This window comes from Okeanomitos corallinicola TIOX110, from assembly GCF_038050375.1.
Classification (GTDB): domain Bacteria; phylum Cyanobacteriota; class Cyanobacteriia; order Cyanobacteriales; family Nostocaceae; genus Okeanomitos; species Okeanomitos corallinicola.
This window is the reverse complement of the sequence record NZ_CP150886.1, coordinates 3756793-3773413: the sequence shown is the minus strand read 5'-3', so window position 1 is coordinate 3773413 and position 16621 is coordinate 3756793. Positions and strand designations below refer to the sequence as shown.

At 38.0% G+C, this 16621-nt stretch carries 10 protein-coding genes and 1 other RNA gene; 7 read left to right on the top strand and 4 right to left on the bottom strand.

The window, feature by feature from the left end:
• Window positions 1-7: 7 nt before the first annotated feature.
• Window positions 8-1876: an RNA-binding domain-containing protein gene (locus tag WJM97_RS16450; protein ID WP_353929865.1), complete on the bottom strand. Its 1869-nt coding sequence runs from the start codon at window positions 1874-1876 to the stop codon at window positions 8-10.
• Between the two features lie 176 nt (window positions 1877-2052).
• Here WJM97_RS16450 and fabG point away from each other — a divergent pair, with 176 nt between their 5' ends.
• Window positions 2053-2793 (top strand): 3-oxoacyl-[acyl-carrier-protein] reductase, encoded by a 741-nt coding sequence (gene fabG / locus WJM97_RS16445; protein ID WP_353929864.1) that lies wholly within the window; start codon window positions 2053-2055, stop codon window positions 2791-2793.
• A 74-nt stretch (window positions 2794-2867) separates the two neighbouring features.
• Here the strand turns inward: fabG and WJM97_RS16440 are convergent, their stop codons facing one another.
• Window positions 2868-3947 carry an MraY family glycosyltransferase gene (locus tag WJM97_RS16440; protein WP_353929863.1) on the bottom strand — a complete coding sequence of 360 codons (1080 nt, stop codon included), beginning with the start codon at window positions 3945-3947 and terminating at the stop codon, window positions 2868-2870.
• Between the two features lie 159 nt (window positions 3948-4106).
• Here WJM97_RS16440 and groL point away from each other — a divergent pair, with 159 nt between their 5' ends.
• A complete protein-coding gene (groL, locus tag WJM97_RS16435) occupies window positions 4107-5789 on the top strand; it encodes a chaperonin GroEL (protein WP_353929862.1) in 1683 nt (560 codons plus the stop codon).
• 91 nt (window positions 5790-5880) lie between these two features.
• Here the strand turns inward: groL and WJM97_RS16430 are convergent, their stop codons facing one another.
• Window positions 5881-6837 (bottom strand): trypsin-like serine protease, encoded by a 957-nt coding sequence (locus WJM97_RS16430; protein WP_353929861.1) that lies wholly within the window; start codon window positions 6835-6837, stop codon window positions 5881-5883.
• Between the two features lie 244 nt (window positions 6838-7081).
• On the bottom strand, window positions 7082-10621 hold the full coding sequence (locus WJM97_RS16425; RefSeq protein ID WP_353929860.1) for a CHAT domain-containing tetratricopeptide repeat protein: 3540 nt from the start codon (window positions 10619-10621) through the stop codon (window positions 7082-7084).
• Between the two features lie 398 nt (window positions 10622-11019).
• Between WJM97_RS16425 and corA the strand changes: the two genes are divergently transcribed.
• From corA to rnc, 5 genes are all read left to right on the top strand, one after another.
• Window positions 11020-12162, top strand: a complete 1143-nt coding sequence (corA, locus tag WJM97_RS16420) for a magnesium/cobalt transporter CorA (protein WP_353929859.1) — start codon at window positions 11020-11022, stop codon at window positions 12160-12162.
• A 55-nt stretch (window positions 12163-12217) separates the two neighbouring features.
• Complete coding sequence (locus WJM97_RS16415; protein ID WP_353929858.1) at window positions 12218-12934, top strand: hypothetical protein; 717 nt, start codon at window positions 12218-12220, stop codon at window positions 12932-12934.
• A 49-nt stretch (window positions 12935-12983) separates the two neighbouring features.
• Window positions 12984-13347, top strand: an RNA gene (gene rnpB / locus WJM97_RS16410) — RNase P RNA component class A.
• A 403-nt stretch (window positions 13348-13750) separates the two neighbouring features.
• Window positions 13751-15703, top strand: a complete 1953-nt coding sequence (locus WJM97_RS16405; RefSeq protein WP_353929857.1) for an ATP-binding protein — start codon at window positions 13751-13753, stop codon at window positions 15701-15703.
• Between the two features lie 77 nt (window positions 15704-15780).
• The gene (gene rnc, locus WJM97_RS16400) at window positions 15781-16506 is read left to right on the top strand and encodes a ribonuclease III (RefSeq protein ID WP_353929856.1); all 726 of its coding nucleotides are present in this window, start codon (window positions 15781-15783) and stop codon (window positions 16504-16506) included.
• Window positions 16507-16621: the final 115 nt, after the last annotated feature.

Sequence of the window (16621 nt, the reverse complement as noted above, 5' to 3'; positions counted from 1 at the left end):
GATGAATTTATAAATTAGAGTTTGGATTAGTTAGATACGATTGATGCGGGTGAGTTGGTGTATCAGGGTATTTTAAAATCAGGAGATTATTTTTTACCATAGGTGTAAGATAGCTAGTTCTGAGAGTATGGGGAGAACGATTTAAAATATTTGCTAATTGTTGTTGTGTTAAATATTGATTTTGACAGATTTTTAAAATTATTTCTTCCATTAATTGTTTAGAAACCTTTCTTTTGTCTCTAACTGGTGTAGCAATGGTCACTAATTTCTGTAAATGATCGGAGCTATCATCCAAATGATCGGAGCTATCATCCAAATGATCGGAGCTATCATTCAAATGATCGGAGCTATCATTCAAATGATCGGAGTTAGCTTGTTCTAATAAATTAACTAAAGAATTGTTAGGTAAACTATATTCCGTCCATCTACCGTGACCGAATTTTTCTAAACAACCATTATCTACTAAATATTTAAGACTATCTCCTATATCTCTAGGATGTTTTTGGCTATGATATTGGATATTAGTATTACTGATTTTTCCAAATTTATGGGCTAAAACTAATATAATTTTTTCTAATTCTGGTAAATTAAAGTAGTTAGTGCCAACTATAGCTGTTAATTCTTTTTCTACTTGTTCAGGAATTAAACTAATCATTGGTAAAGCTACTGTCGTGATGTCTAGGTCTAATTTTTCTCTAACTAAAGGAATAAACCATTGTTGTTCTTTCCAAGCTCGTAAAATTTTAGCAAAACCTGAACCTGCTTTTTCCCCTAGACCAATCATTTTAAACATTTTTTGTAAATTGGGATTACGTGGTTCACTTATTCCCCCTTCATAAAGTTGACTAATAGTAATTCTTAATCTTCCTGGATTTGAAAACCAAAAAATATCGTGAAGTTTAAAAATAACCATAGGTTTTGTTGAGAGGTAATCTGCATGAATTAAACTATTAACCAAGACTTCTCTTAATGCTTCATGAACATGAGTTTCATCTTCTCTGATTGAATTTTGGTCTAGTTTAAAAGGAACAGCTAAATCATGTACTAAACGGTTATAAACACGATGATAAAAGTTAAATAAATTTGCTTCCCATTTACCATCTAAAGTAATTCTATATGTCCAACGTTGTTCAGGATCATTAGATAAATTTTCTTGATAATCAAGATGATAATGGGAAAAAGCATCTAAAATACTGCGCTCTTTACCAAACATTAATAACCCGGCAATTGTTAATCCTTCTTTTCCTGTATTACGGTCTTTGTTGTAACCACCTAATTGCAACATCAATTCTTGATCATTTAATATTAACCAAGGATGGTCAGGTTCTCGATTACTAAACCTTTGCCGATATATTTTGATAGTTCCTGAATCAAGGTCATTCATATCAAAATGATCTAAAACCTGAGAATCTTGAGCTTCATTACCTTGATCTCGAAGCATTTGTTTCACTTCTTCTTCGCTACATTGATGATCACCATCAAAATAACGTTTATATGTTCCTGTAATGGGATTTTTATTAATATAAACAGGACGCTGAAGACGATTGGCTGGAGGTACTTTAATAATAATGATATCTTTGTCTTCAATTTTAGTAATTGTCACATCTGACTCTTGACAGATGGGAACACTCAATTTTTGAGGGTTATTGTGATTATTCCAAAAATCTTTTTTTTGTTGAGTGGGATTATTAATACCATTAATTTTAAATTTCTGTTTATTTTCTGTGACACCTAAAATAATATATCCACCGCTAGTATTAGCGAAAGCAGAAACAGTTTCCCAAACATCCTTAGATAATTTATCTTGGGATGCTTTAAATTCATAATCATAATCTTCACCAAGGTTTAGCCTCTGAATCAGATTTTCTAATTCCATATTCGTGTTTTTCGTGACAGATCCAATAAATTATAACTTTCTAAATTGACAAATACCTAAAACACATACGGAAATGTAGCAACTTTCAAATTAATAATCTCGACTTAAATGGTCAGATGTTCCCAAATCACCATAAAATAATTAACGCTGTATCTTCAAATATTCAGACAAATAAAATGACATTATTAAAAGATCAAGTTGCCATTGTTACCGGAGCATCTAGAGGAATTGGCCGAGCGATCGCCCTACAACTAGCATCCCAAGGGGCAAAAATCGTAGTTAACTACGCCAGTTCCAGCACCGCAGCCGATCAAGTAGTAGCAGAAATCACAGGCAATGGTGGCGAAGCCATCGCCCTCCAAGCAGACGTTTCCAAATCAGATCAAGTAGACACACTCATCAACACCACCATAGAAAAATTCAAACGTATTGATATCTTAGTTAACAACGCAGGTATTACCCGCGATAATTTGTTATTAAGAATGAAATTAGAAGAATGGCAAGCAGTTATAGACTTAAATTTAACAGGCGTATTTTTATGTACAAAAGCCGTTAGTAAAATCATGCTCAAACAACGTTCCGGCAGAATTATCAATATCTCCTCAGTCGCCGGACAAATGGGTAATCCTGGACAGCCTAACTACAGCGCCGCCAAAGCTGGGGTAATTGGGTTTACAAAAACCGTCGCCAAAGAACTAGCTACCCGTGGGATCACAGTTAACGCCGTAGCACCAGGATTTATTGCTACCGACATGACCAGCGATATTAAAGCCGAAGGAATTTTACAATTCATCCCCTTGGGTCGTTTTGGACAACCAGAAGATATTGCCGGCATGGTGCGCTTTTTAGCAGCTGATCCCGCCGCAGCTTACATCACCGGACAAGTATTTAACGTTGATGGTGGCATGGTGATGTAGGTAAGTGATGGGGTGAGTGGGTGATGGAGAGGTATCAACTTAAAAGTCAAAACTCCTATACCAGTCACCAGTCACTAATGCTGAATAATTCTTTGCACAACCGTCACCCCCAAAAGCAAAATCACACTAACAGCAGAAGCGAAAATAACAGGTAAAGTCATACCTTGTACCGTCATAGCAAGTACATTAAAAAATAAAGTAACTGACCACAAAGTAAAAGCAGCACGACGTTGAGAAAAACCCCACGCTAATAAACGATGGTGTAGATGATCTTTTCCTGGCGTGCTGAGGGGATTTTTTCCTGCTAACAGTCGCCGGACAAACACTTGAGTAGTATCTAACACTGGCAACATCAAAAATAAAACCGTCGGTACAAGGGCAAAAACCGTACTTTGTTGTAACTTCCCTAAAATGCTAGTAGCTGCCAGGACATAGCCAAAAAAATACGCCCCAGCATCACCCATAATGATCCGCGAAGGGTAAAAATTATGGCGTAAAAAGCCCAAGGCTGCACCTGCCAAAGCAGCTAAAACTAGGGTAGCCGCTGCCCGGTTATCAAATTGAGCAGAAACCCCCAACAAACTCATCGCCGTAATAAAACTGATCCCTCCGGCTAAACCATCCATCCCATCCATCAAATTAATGGCATTGGTAATACCCACTACCCACAACACAGTTAAAGCCATTGATAGTAAGGAATCAATCGGCGTACCAAACATAACCTTAATGCTGATACCATTAGCCACTAGCAATAGTGCAGTGATAATTTGCGCCCATAAGCGAACAGAAGGAGGTAAACCAAATTGGTCATCAATAAAACCAACCAAGACCAAAATAGAACCCCCCAAAAGAACCGTGAGGACTTGAGCTAAAACTCCTTGCAGTTCAATAGGTCTGAGTAGACTAGCCAATACTAAAGCGGCGATAACACCAGCATAGATAGCTAAACCACCAGCATTAGGTAAAGGTTCTTGATTCAGTCTTCTAGCATTTGGTTGGTCAGCCCAACCCACCCGCAAAGCAAATTGACGAATTGCCGGAATTAAACGCCAAGTTACCAGGCAGGCCAAAATAAAAGTAAATACCACAGCTAACCAGCCGGTGCCGCTAGGGTTAGCAATACCAAGGGATTTAAGGGAGTTTTCTAGATTCATCTCCCGCTACAACCATTACTGTTAGAGTTTAAAATGTTCATTCAAAGTAATATTAATCAATTTTTTATCAGTATTTCTTAAAATCCGTACTTCAAACACTTAGCACTCTTGACCTGTGAGTGCTAAATTGTCTAATGGATAGAGATAGAAAAACAAGACATGGCTAAAATCATTTCCTTCGATGAAGAATCACGGCGAGCGCTAGAAAAGGGTATTAATGCCCTAGCGGATGCGGTGAAAATCACTCTTGGACCCAAAGGTCGTAACGTCCTTTTAGAAAAAAAATTTGGTATACCTCAGATTGTTAATGATGGTATCACCGTTGCCAAAGAAATTGAATTAGAAGATGCTTTAGAAAATACCGGAGCAAGACTAATTCAAGAAGTGGCTTCTAAAACCAAAGATGTAGCTGGTGATGGTACTACAACTGCTACCGTTTTAGCACAAGCCTTAGTTAAGGAAGGATTAAAGAACGTAGCCGCAGGTACAAACCCCATTTCCCTAAAACGGGGTATGGATAAAACTGTAGAGCTATTAGTAGCAGAAATTGCGAAGATAGCCAAGCCAGTAGAAGGAAGTGCGATCGCTCAAGTTGCTACAGTATCAGCAGGTAACGACGAAGAAGTCGGTAGTATGCTGGCACAAGCAATGGAGAAAGTCACCAAAGATGGTGTCATCACCGTAGAAGAATCCAAATCCTTAACTACCGAACTAGAAGTAGTAGAAGGGATGCAAATTGACCGGGGTTATATTTCTCCCTACTTCATCACCAACAACGACCGGATGACAGTAGAGTTTGAAAACGCCCGTATCCTGATTACTGACAAAAAAATCAGTAGCATTCAGGATTTAGTACCCATCCTGGAAAAAGTAGCCCGTAGTGGTCAACCTTTATTAATCATCGCTGAAGATTTAGAAGGTGAAGCTTTAGCAACTTTGGTAGTTAACAAAGCAAGGGGAGTTTTGGCAGTTGCTGCAATTAAAGCCCCTGGTTTTGGCGAACGTCGCAAAGCCTTACTACAAGATATCGCCATTCTCACCGATGGACAGATGATTTCTGAAGAAATTGGCTTAAATTTAGACACAGCCACTTTAGAAATGCTGGGTACAGCCCGGAAAATCACCATTGATAAAGAAAGCACCACCATTGTTTCTGGTACTGAAAACAAACCAGAAATCGAAAAACGCATCGTTCAAATTCGTAAACAGTTAGAAGAAACTGATTCCGAATATGACTCCGAAAAACTTCAAGAGCGTATTGCTAAATTAGCTGGTGGTGTAGCAGTCATCAAGGTGGGAGCAGCTACAGAAACCGAACTCAAAGACCGGAAACTACGGATTGAAGATGCACTCAACGCTACCAAAGCAGCCGTAGAAGAAGGTATTGTTCCCGGTGGTGGTACAACCTTAATTCACCTAGCTGCAAAAGTAGACGCAATCAAAAACAGCCTTGATGCCGAAGAAAAAATTGGGGCTGAAATTGTCCAAAGAGCCTTAGAAGCTCCTTTGCGTCAAATTGCTGATAACGCTGGTGTCGAAGGTTCTGTAATTGTGGCCAAAGTTAAAGAAACCGACATCAACATCGGCTACAACGCTGCAACTGGAGAATTTGAAGACTTGATTGCCGCAGGTATCATTGATCCGGCTAAAGTTGTGCGTTCATCATTACAAAACGCTGTTTCTATTGCCGGTATGGTATTAACCACCGAAGCCATAGTCGTAGAAAAACCTGAACCACCATCTGCTATGCCTGCTGACGCTGGCATGGGTGGCATGGGTGGCATGGGTGGTATGGGCGGCATGGGCGGCATGGGTGGTATGGGCGGCATGGGTATGTTCTAACCCACCTTTAACCCAGTGAAATACCCAAATTAATACATAAAGGACACAAGATCATTTGATGATCTTGTGTCCTTTGTTTAAGAACTGTACTTTACTCATCTGAATTTTTGCCAGCCAGTCTATCTAAAAAAGATAAATTCACAGCTAAATTAATAATACCTTCATTGGTGTTAACATCCTTAATTTCAGCATTATTTAAGGCTACAATGTAAGGCTGATTATTAATCCAACCAATAATTGAACCACCAGAAGAACCTCCAGTTGTGTCGCAATCATGTAAAAGTATATCTTTTTGTTCCCCTACAATACTACATCCTGCTTGAAAACCAGCAGTCCAACCAGCACCAGCACTTAAAAATTCATAACCTCTTTTATTGGAATTAGGATAATCGCCTGAATAACCAACAAAATAGAATTTTTTGGGATTATTAATCATCGTTGAAACTGGTATATTTCTCCAGCCCAAATAACCATATTTTCTACCAATAGGTTTATCCAATACAACTACTGCCCAATCTTGAGTTTGATTAGTGAGTGCATCTGCTCTAAAATCAGTACCATAAATTACTCTTTCTGCAAAAGCAATATCTTGTCTATTAGCAACTTTACCGTTAATTACATTAGGTAAAAAAGCAATTTCTCTACTAAGTTGATGAGTTTTTGTATCAATCACACAATGGGCATTTGTTAATACTACATCTTCTGCTATTAAAGTACCCGTACAATGATAATTTTTTGCGTCTGTGGTAGTTCCTTGAATCCTACCAATAGCAGACCAAGGATATTCTCTACTTAGCATTGGTTCACGGTTATCATCACCAATAATACCCCGATCTCCAGCATAAGGTTTTTTAGATTGTTTAAAATCTCTCGGTTTAAAAGGATTACCAGCAGCAGATAAATTTAATTTACCTGCATTTTCTAATTTTACGAAAGTGGGGGCATTTGTTGGTTTAACTTTGGGTTTAACTTGTGCTTCCACAGATAAACCAGCAACAGCTACAATTACCGCACTTGCTGTTAATAAAGCAAATAGTCTTTTAGACATGGTAAACACTCCTCATTCAAAATTCTGTAATGTGTAGATTTTTTGGTAATTCGTAGGGTGTGTTAGCGCAGCGGAACGCACCATTAATGAGAAAATGAATCTTTGACTTTTAAATTATAAAATGCCAAGGAATAAATCCTGTTGCAGTTACAATTTTTGTAACCAATAATTTTTATATTGACTCAGATATCCTTTAATAATCATGGGCAGGCAGGATGCCTACCCCACAAACAGAGATTTAAACCTATTTCTGCCATTCACCTTGCACGGTAAACGCAGCCCAAAAACGGGGGTCTTGGGTTTTTTGTTGTTGCCATAATTTTAACTGGGCATTTCTTAAAGCCACAATAGGAGACTTACCATCTTTCAATACTTGACCAGAAAATTCAGTCATTAATTCTGCTGTCGCGTCATCATTAACCTTCCATAAGGATACCACAACTTTAGCTGCACCAGCATACATGAAACCCCTAGTTAAACCTATTAAACCTTCTCCTTTAATTTCCTCACCTAAACCAGTTTCACAAGCACTTAATACCACCAATTCCGCAGGTAAATCTAAGTTGAAAATATCATTCAATCTTAAAAATCCTTTTTTGGGTTTTCCTTGTTTGTCGAATAATGATAAAACTATCCCCGATAACTCTGGATTTTTCATATCAATTAATCCATGAGTGGCAAAAAGTACCATCTGATATTGATTTAACTTTTCTCTGATAACCCATTCATAATTAGCATCAAAATCAAAGGCTTTAATACTTTCGTTATTAGGAACAAGTTTTAAAACTTCCTCTCCTTCTTTACGAGTTCCTGGAAGTCGAGATAATGAACCTCTATTAGCACTAGAACGGCTTAAAGCAGAACGTTCTAAATCTAAATCTGTAGATAAACCAACTTCTGTTTTACCCGTGATGCGACTATCATTATTACTAAAAACTGGGTCAGCTAATACAGCTAATTTTTTCGGTGCTGTTTTGCGGTTTTGGAGTTTTTCCCGGTGGGTAGCTAAACTGGTGACGGAAGGTAAATTAATGATTTCATGATTGACTAATAAGGGTTGATATTTGACCTCTCCCCCTACCCCTCTCCTAGAAGGTGAGGGGAGTTTATCTTTCTCCCCATTCCCTTGCAGGGAAGGGGGTTGGGGGGTTAGGTCAGATAATGCAGCAAAGGGGATTTGATGTAAGATACCATCAGCGACAATTACTAACCGTTTTTTCCCTAATTTATCAGCCACAGGTTTAAGAATTATTTGACTGAGTTCATTAGTTGCTTTAGCTGTTTCTGCTACATATTGGGCGGTTTCCTGGGGTGATGCACCAGCAATAACGGGCGCTTTTAATTTGTTAATTAATGGTTGGGCAACTTTTTTAATATCTGCTTCCTTGGGTAATTGATAGGTGGTAAAACTGTTATGAGTGACTAACCATAAATAACTATTTTCTGCACCTAATGAATATTGTAAAAGAACTGTATCGGGGTCTAATTGTTGTTGAATTTGGGGTAATGTGAGAGGTTCGGGATATTTTAAGTCTGCGTATTCTTTGTTAGTAGCGCGGAGTTGATTTTTTAGTTCCTTTTGTTGTTGGATAATATTTTGAATTTCTTGCTTAGTGGTTTGGATAATTTCTTCGGGAGGTTTTGGTTTACTCATCAGTTCTGAGAGGAGTTTTTCTTTACCATCTCTCAGGGACAGTAAGCGGGTTTCTTCGGCTAGGAGTTGGGGGTTAATGTCTTTACGGATGTTGATGTTAGCTTCGGTGAGAAGTTCAACTAAACCCCTAGCGCGGTAACGTTCACTAATGTGTAGTGCTTGTGCGTCGTAGCCTTTGTTGGGGTTTTGTTTGTGTAGCTGCATTAACAGGTCTATGTAGAATTTGTAGTAGTCCTGTTTGGTGGCGAAGTAGGATGTACGTAATTCTGTACTGGCTATTTTGGTGCGTAGTTCTTCAATGATTTTGATAGCGGCTTGAATGTTGGCAAGGGCTGCTTGGAGGTTTTTTTGTCTGCGTTGTATTAGGGCAGTATTGTATAGAGTAGTGGCTTCTCCGTCTTTATTACTCACTGCACGTGCTAGGGGAAGTGCTTGGTTCAAGTATTCCAGTGCTTTCTGTTTTTCTCCCAGGGAGTTGTAGACTAAGCCAATATTATTGAGAGTAGCAGCTTCAACATCCCTATCCGACACTGCACGTAATATAGGAAGTGCTTGGTTCAAGTATTCCAGTGCTTTCTGTTTTTCTCCCAGGGAGTTGTAGACTAAACCAATATTATTGAGAGTAGCAGCTTCACCACCCCTATCCCCCACTGCATGAAATAGGGGAAGTGTATCGTTATAGTATTTTAGTGCTTTTTGTTTTTCTCCCAGGGAGTCGTAGACACCGCCAATATTATTGAGGGTAGTAGCTTCTCCACCCTTATCCCCCACTGTACGTCTGAGAGGAAGTGCATCGTTATAGTATTTTAATGCTTTTTGTTTTTCTCCCAGAGAGTCGTAGACAGCACCAATATTATTGAGAGTAGTAGCTTCACCACCCTTATCTCCCACTGCATGAACTAAAGGAAGTGCTTGGTTATAGTATTCTAGTGCTTTCTGTTTTTCTCCCAGAGAGTCGTAGACAGCACCAATATTATTGAGAGTAGTAGCTTCACCACCCTTATCTCCCACTGTACGTCTGAGAGGAAGTGCATCGTTATAGTATTTTAGTGCTTTTTGTTTTTCTCCCAGAGAGTTGTAGACTAAGCCAATGTTATTGAGAGTAGTAGCTTCTCCACCCCTATCCCCCACTGCACGATATAAGGGAAGTGCATCGTTATAATATTTTAGTGCTTTTTGTTTTTCTCTCAGAGAGTCGTAGACACTGCCGATACCAAGCAGAGTAGTAGCTTCTCCACCCCTATCCCCCACTGCATGAAATAAGGCAAGTGCATCGTTATAGTATTTTAATGCTTTTTGTTTTTCTCCCAGAGAGTCGTAGACAGCACCAATATTATTGAGAGTAGTAGCTTCACCACCCCTATCCCCCACTGCATGAACTAAAGGAAGTGCTTGCTTATAGTTTTCCAGTGCTTTCCCTTTTTCTCCCAGGTCGAAGTAGACATTGCCAATATTATGGAGAATAGTAGCTTCACGACCCCTATCCCTCAATGTACGATACAGGGGAAGAGCTTGGTTATAGTTTTCTAGTGCTTTCTGGTTTTCTCCCAGGTCGGAGTAGACATTGCCAATATTATGGAGAATAGTAGCTTCACCACGCTTATCTGCCACTGCACGATACAGGGGAAGAGCTTGGTTATAGTTTTCTAGTGCTTTCTGCTTTTCTCCCAGGTCGGAGTAGACATTGCCAATATTATTGAGAGTCATGGCTTCACCACCCCTATCCCTCAATGTACGATATAGGGGAAGTGCTTGGTTATAGTTTTCTAGTGCTTTCTGCTTTTCTCCCAGGGAGTTGTAGACACCGCCAAGAACATTGAGAATAGTAGCTTCACCACCCTTTTCCCCTACTGCACGATATAGGGGAAGTGCTTGTTCCCATTTATTAATTGCTTGTAATAAAGATTTCTTTGTACCCTGCCGATAAAGCTGTATTCCTTCTTGCAATAGCCTTACAGCCTCAGCAAGTATGGCTTCCTGTTGTGTTCCTTGCTGTTGTGCTATCTGTAACCCTGTACCTCTGGGCATTGCTGCCACTGAGTCCACCAGTAACACCGCAGTTAGCAACATTGTTAACCCGCAACGGCTAAATATCGGTAGCAAACCCCGGTCATTTCCCTGGTATTTCATGATTTTGCCTCTATTACTCCTCACTACTTGGATTGTACGAGGGGTAATTTATGATCTGGGGTGCTGTTGCGTTTTTTGTAACAATGCTGGTGAGGAATCCCAAGACTTACGTACAGGGTAGGAAAAATATGGGTTTGAGATTGCTTTCCTTCGCTTGCAATGAAAAAATACGTTAATTTTTAAAACTTACGCATTTTTACGAAACGTCGAGATTGGAATCTGGTTTAATTTCTGATAGCTTGCGTGGCGTAGTCATAAAGAGAGGTAGGGTGAGTAAAGCCCTGGGGGCATGGCTGCACTAAAGCGATAGCGTAACGCACAAAACCCTTAATCATACTGCGTTACGAACTCTGTTCTAACACACCCTACAATACTATTACCTAGTTAGGAAAATTTTCATGATTAGAAAAATTCGCCGTCTTGCTAAAGTTATCAATAAATCATCTACTAGAAAGAAATATTATCATCAACCAGGTACTGCCCCAGGAACAATAATTGTTGATGAAAATTCTCAACATCCACATATTATCTTGATTGATTATAATCAGATTAATTTAGTTCATCAAGAAATAATACATCCAGAAGATTGCAGCCAATATTTAGATACAGAGTCTGTTTCTTGGGTGGATGTTCAAGGTTTAGGTAATCGAGATATTTTAGAAAGATTAGGTCAAGTTTTTGAATTACATCCTCTGGTATTAGAAGATGTGGTAAATATGGCAGAGCGCCCTAAAAGTGAAGATTATGAAGACCAATTATTAATTATTGCCAGGATGGTAACACCAACCCATATAAATGAAGGTTTTCATAGTGAGCAAGTTAGTTTCGTTTTAGGCAAACATTATTTACTCACAGTTCAAGAAGAACCAGAATATGATTGTTTTGAAGGAGTCAGAATGAGAATTTCTAAAAGTAAGGGAATTATCCGCAAACAAGGATCTGATTATTTGGCTTATGCTTTATTAGATGCGGTTATAGATGGCTTTTTCCCTGTGTTAGAAATTTATGGAGAAAGAATAGAAGAATTGGAAGAAGAAGTAATTACCAATCCTACACCACAAACATTACAGAAAATTTATCGGATTAGAAGGGAATTATTACAACTGCGTCGCGCTATCTGGCCACAAAGAAATGTCATTAACTCCTTAATTAGAGATAGTAGTGAAATAATTAGTGATGAGGTCAGAATTTATTTAAGAGACTGCTATGATCACTCTATCCAAGTTATAGATATGGTAGAAACTTACCGAGAATTGGCATCAGGATTAATGGATGTATATCTTTCAGCAGTTAGTAATAAAATGAATGAAATTATGAAATTTTTAACTGTGGTTTCCTCTATTTTTATTCCTCTCACCTTTTTAGCTGGTATATATGGAATGAATTTCAATCCTGAAAAGTCACCGTTCAATATGCCAGAACTAAATGCTTATTGGGGTTATCCATTATGTTTAGGAGCAATGGCAGTGATTGCCGGTGGGTTAATTTTCTTTTTTTGGCGACGGGGGTGGTTATCAAATTCTGTTAAGGTTAAAGATTAATATTTGTAGATAAAAAATAAAATATTCTGTTTTCAAACAAGTAAAGGATGAATTTATGCAATTGCCAAGTAGTGATCAAAATTTGATAGTCTTGATGGTTTATTTCTTAGGAGTGTATTACACATTCAATCGGATGGTTGAATCTATTGATGATATGGTTAAGGTGGATTTTCTGAAAAGTTCTGCTGAAGAACAATTAAAAGAGCAGAATCTTGATGATAAAGTAGATATTTCTTTTAAAGTAGGCAGTTATTCTTTGGAAAAATTAAGTGATAATTTAAAAGAATTGTCAATTAGTATTGAAAATAAATCTGAAGGCTTGGCTGTATATGTTGATTGGGATAATAGTTCCTGGGTAGTTGAACATAGTAAAAAATCTCGGCGAGTGATTCGGAAATATCCTGATTTAAGTCGGGATTTGGCAATGCCGCAAGTTCCTACCATCATCGCACCGAATAAAACAATTTCGGAAACTGTCACCGCAGAAGATATTTTAAAAAGAGATGAAAAAACCGGAGTATATCAACCAGGTGAACCTTTAATTGATATTGTGGGCATGGAAAAACAAAAAGATTTCAAAAAGCTATATAAAGATTTTATGGATAGGAAGAAAAAGGTAGAATTTTCCTTTCAATTAGTGTTAAGAATTTCTGAATTACGGGTTGGTTTAGCTCCAGGAATTAATGTTCCTCCCATATCAATTATCAATTGTCCTTTTACTATTGAAAAACTACCCTGGACTTATGCTTTACCTTGGAATAAGAAAAAGTGATAAGAAATAACACAGAAGTGGCGATGAAAGTTTACACTAGGAGTAGAGAGAAAGTAGGCGCAGGCAGTTGCAGATCAGTTATTTAAACTGGTTTGAGGAAAGTCCGGACTCCCGAAAGACCAAACTTGCTGGATAACGTCCAGTGCGAGTGATCGTGAGGATAGTGCCACAGAAAAATACCGCCTTTTTCAGTGAATAAGGTAAGGGTGCAAAGGTGCGGTAAGAGCGCACCAGCAGTATCGAGAGGTGCTGGCTCGGTAAACCCCGGTTGGGAGCAAGGCCGAAGGAACTATGGTTGGTTTTTTACCAGTTCCGTTCAGGAAGAGCCGCTAGAGGTGTTTGGTAACAGGCATCCCAGATAGATAACTGCCCTCGCAAGAGAACAGAACCCGGCTTATGTCCTGCTTTCTCTTTTTTAAATGAATTCTGGATGTTTGATTTTTTTGTAGTTAGTTTTTCTGGTCTTTTGGGGGAGTGATATCACTATGGTAGCACTAAGTATAAACCAGATATATTCACTCAATTTACCAAAGTTAAATAGGGCTTGCTGAATAAATCTCAAAACATTACAGGTAAACTATTTTAGCGATTTTGACTTTCAAAAAATGCAAGCTTTGATGAGGTGAGAACTGAAAAACCTTGCATTTAATTCCTGCTTCAAGGAAAAATAGTTCCCATCCAACTCTTGAAACTGTCACCTGTCACCTGTCACCTGTCACCTGTCTCCACGACAAGACTTTATCAGCAAACCCTAAATAGTTAAAAAGTGTGAAAAAATTATAATGGTAAATAAACAATAAATCGAATTTTCACTTTATGAATTTCAACATAGATTTAAAAGAGCTTGCCCGCAGAGAAAGCGAACAAGTGGAATGGAAAGAAAATGGAGATGATATTAAGATTGCTGAAGGAATAGTAAAAACTATTTCTGCATTTGCTAACGACATTGCCAATGTTGGTGGGGGATATGTTGTTTGTGGAGCAAAAGAGATAAAGGACGAACATGGCTTTCCCAAAATTCAATATACAGGTCTTAGTGCTAATAAATTAAAAGCAATCGAAGGTCAGGTAACTAAATATTGTCAGAATTATGTTGATCCTGCCATAGCACCTCGTATTGTTGAAATCGAAAACCCTGAAAATAACAGCACAAGAATTTTAGTATTTGTAGTTTTACGGACTCGTCATGCTCATGTATACAGAGAGAAAGAAACTTCTCAATATTATGTTCGTATCGGTCGAGAAACTAAGGAAGCCAGAAATGGTGTTTTGAGGCAATTATTAACAGAAAAACAAGAAATAGAGTATTTTGATAAACGTACAAATACTCGTGCGACAGAAGCCGATATTGATATACTTGTATTTAGAGATAGTATGCAGGAAATGGGGTTGCTTTTTCCTGAAAAGTCATTAGAAGATTATTTTTCTGATAGAGAACAAATAGCAGAATTGGTTTCTCCATTGTTTGTACGGACAGATTTAGATGGTATATTACGTCCTAGAAATTTTACCTTATTGATGTTTGGGAAAAAAACAAGTATTACATCCAAGTTTCCAGAAGCATATACTATTTTATCAATATATAAAGGAACAGATCGCAGTGAACAAACAGCAGAACGTTACACTTTAACCGGAACAATTGTTGAGCAAGCTAAAAGATCCATAGAACTATTAAATACTCAAGCCTATACTGCATTTGATAAAACAAGCAGTAAACCAAATCAGGTTAAGTATCCTATGCGTGCTTTACAAGAAGCAGTAATTAACGCTATTGTTCACCGTGATTATGAAGTACCTGAACCTATTAGAATCACAGTATTTGCAGACAGAATAGAAATCAGGTCTCCAGGTACTTTACATTGGGGAGTTGATAAAGAGAAATTTAAGCAAGGAAAAGCAAGTCCTAAATGGAGAAATCAGAGTTTTGCATACTTATTTAATAAACTGCAATTAGCTCAATCAGAAGGTCAGGGTATCCCAACAATTATTCGGACAATGAGAGAAGAAGGATGTCCCGAACCAATCTTTGAAATTGAACCGGAAAGTCTGACTTGTATTCTTCCTGCACACCCAAGACATCAAATTATTAGAGAATTACAAGAAATTCAAGACAAAGTTATTTTACAGAAGTATCAAGAAGCTAAAACTCAAGTTTTAACACTCTTAGAAAAAGATTTGTACAATTTTAGGTCACTAGATTTGTATTGTGAGGTTATTGCTAAATTACAACTTCCCAATGAACTTTATAATTTTCTGGAAACAAAGAAATTAGATTTTTACTTAGTTAATCCCAGCACACTCATCAATATTGCTGATATTCTTGCTTCTAATAAAGACAATCTTCCCTATCAAAATATGGCAAATAGAGCTTTATCTGTAGCTATGTCTGGTAAAATAGAAGAAGGTCAAATTGTAAAAGCTGTCGTCAATCTTAAAAAGATAGGTGAACCAGATGATGTGATAGAATTTGTGGGTGAATCTATGTTAAAATATCCTAATCTTGCTCAAAATTCCACACTTTTGGAAAAACGGGCAACAGCTAAGATGGATATGGCAAAAAAGTGTATAAAGACGGCACGAGACTACAAAAGCAAGCCAAGAACAAAAGCAAGGGCGTGGGAAATGTGCCGAGAATTGTTGGCAGAAGCAGAACGAGATTTGAATTTGGCGTTAGAAAATGTAGAAAATCCCAATGAGAAATTTTTTATTGAAAAGGATATTAATTTCTTGAACGAATTGAAAGATACTTCCAGAAAACCATCAAAATAAATACTCTAACTTATATTTATACCCTATAATTTAATGCTAAGTTAATATTTATCATCCCTTTTTTCCATACCCATCCAATGTCCCGCGTTTATCCTCGCCGTCAAAGGCAACTTGAAAGTTTAGTTCAAAAGTTAGGTCTGTCAACAGATGATCCGATCAAGTGGGAATTACTCGATTTGGCACTCACTCATGCTACTGTTTCTGAGTCTGCCAATTATGAACAACTTGAATTTGTTGGTGATGCGGTTGTCAGACTGGTGGCTGCTGTGGTTTTATGGGAAAATTATCTTGACTGTTCTGTAGGTGATTTTGCGGCTATTCGTTCAGTTTTGGTGAGCGATCGCATTCTCGCTAAATTAGCTAGGGAATATGGTCTAGAATTATACTTACTGGTCGCTGGTAGTGCTACTGCTGATCTGGTAGGTCAAGAGTCCCGTTTAGCAGATGCTTTTGAGGCAGTTTTAGGGGCGCTCTATCTCAGTACCCGTAATTTAGATTTAATTCGTCCTTGGTTAGATCCCCACTTCCAGGAATTAGCACAAGAGATTCGTCTTGATCCAGCTAGGTTAAATTACAAAGCGGCTTTACAAGAATGGACTCAGGGAGAGTTTAAGGTTTTACCAGAATATCGTGTGGTGGAAGTTAATCAACCCCACCTTCTTCATGAACGTTTTGTAGCTGAAGTCTGGTTACATGAGAAAATGCTAGGAAAAGGTAAAGGCCGTTCTATTAAAGCAGCTGAACAAGCTGCCGCTAAAATTGCCTATTCGGTTGTGACAGAAGAAGAAAAAGAAGATGAATAAATTAAAACTTTAAAGATTAAAACTCAGTAATTTTTTCATCGCAGGGAATAGGCAACAGAGTTGAAAGTCTTTTATGATATTGATTTTGTAGCCAATTGTGTATCTCCTCCAAGTG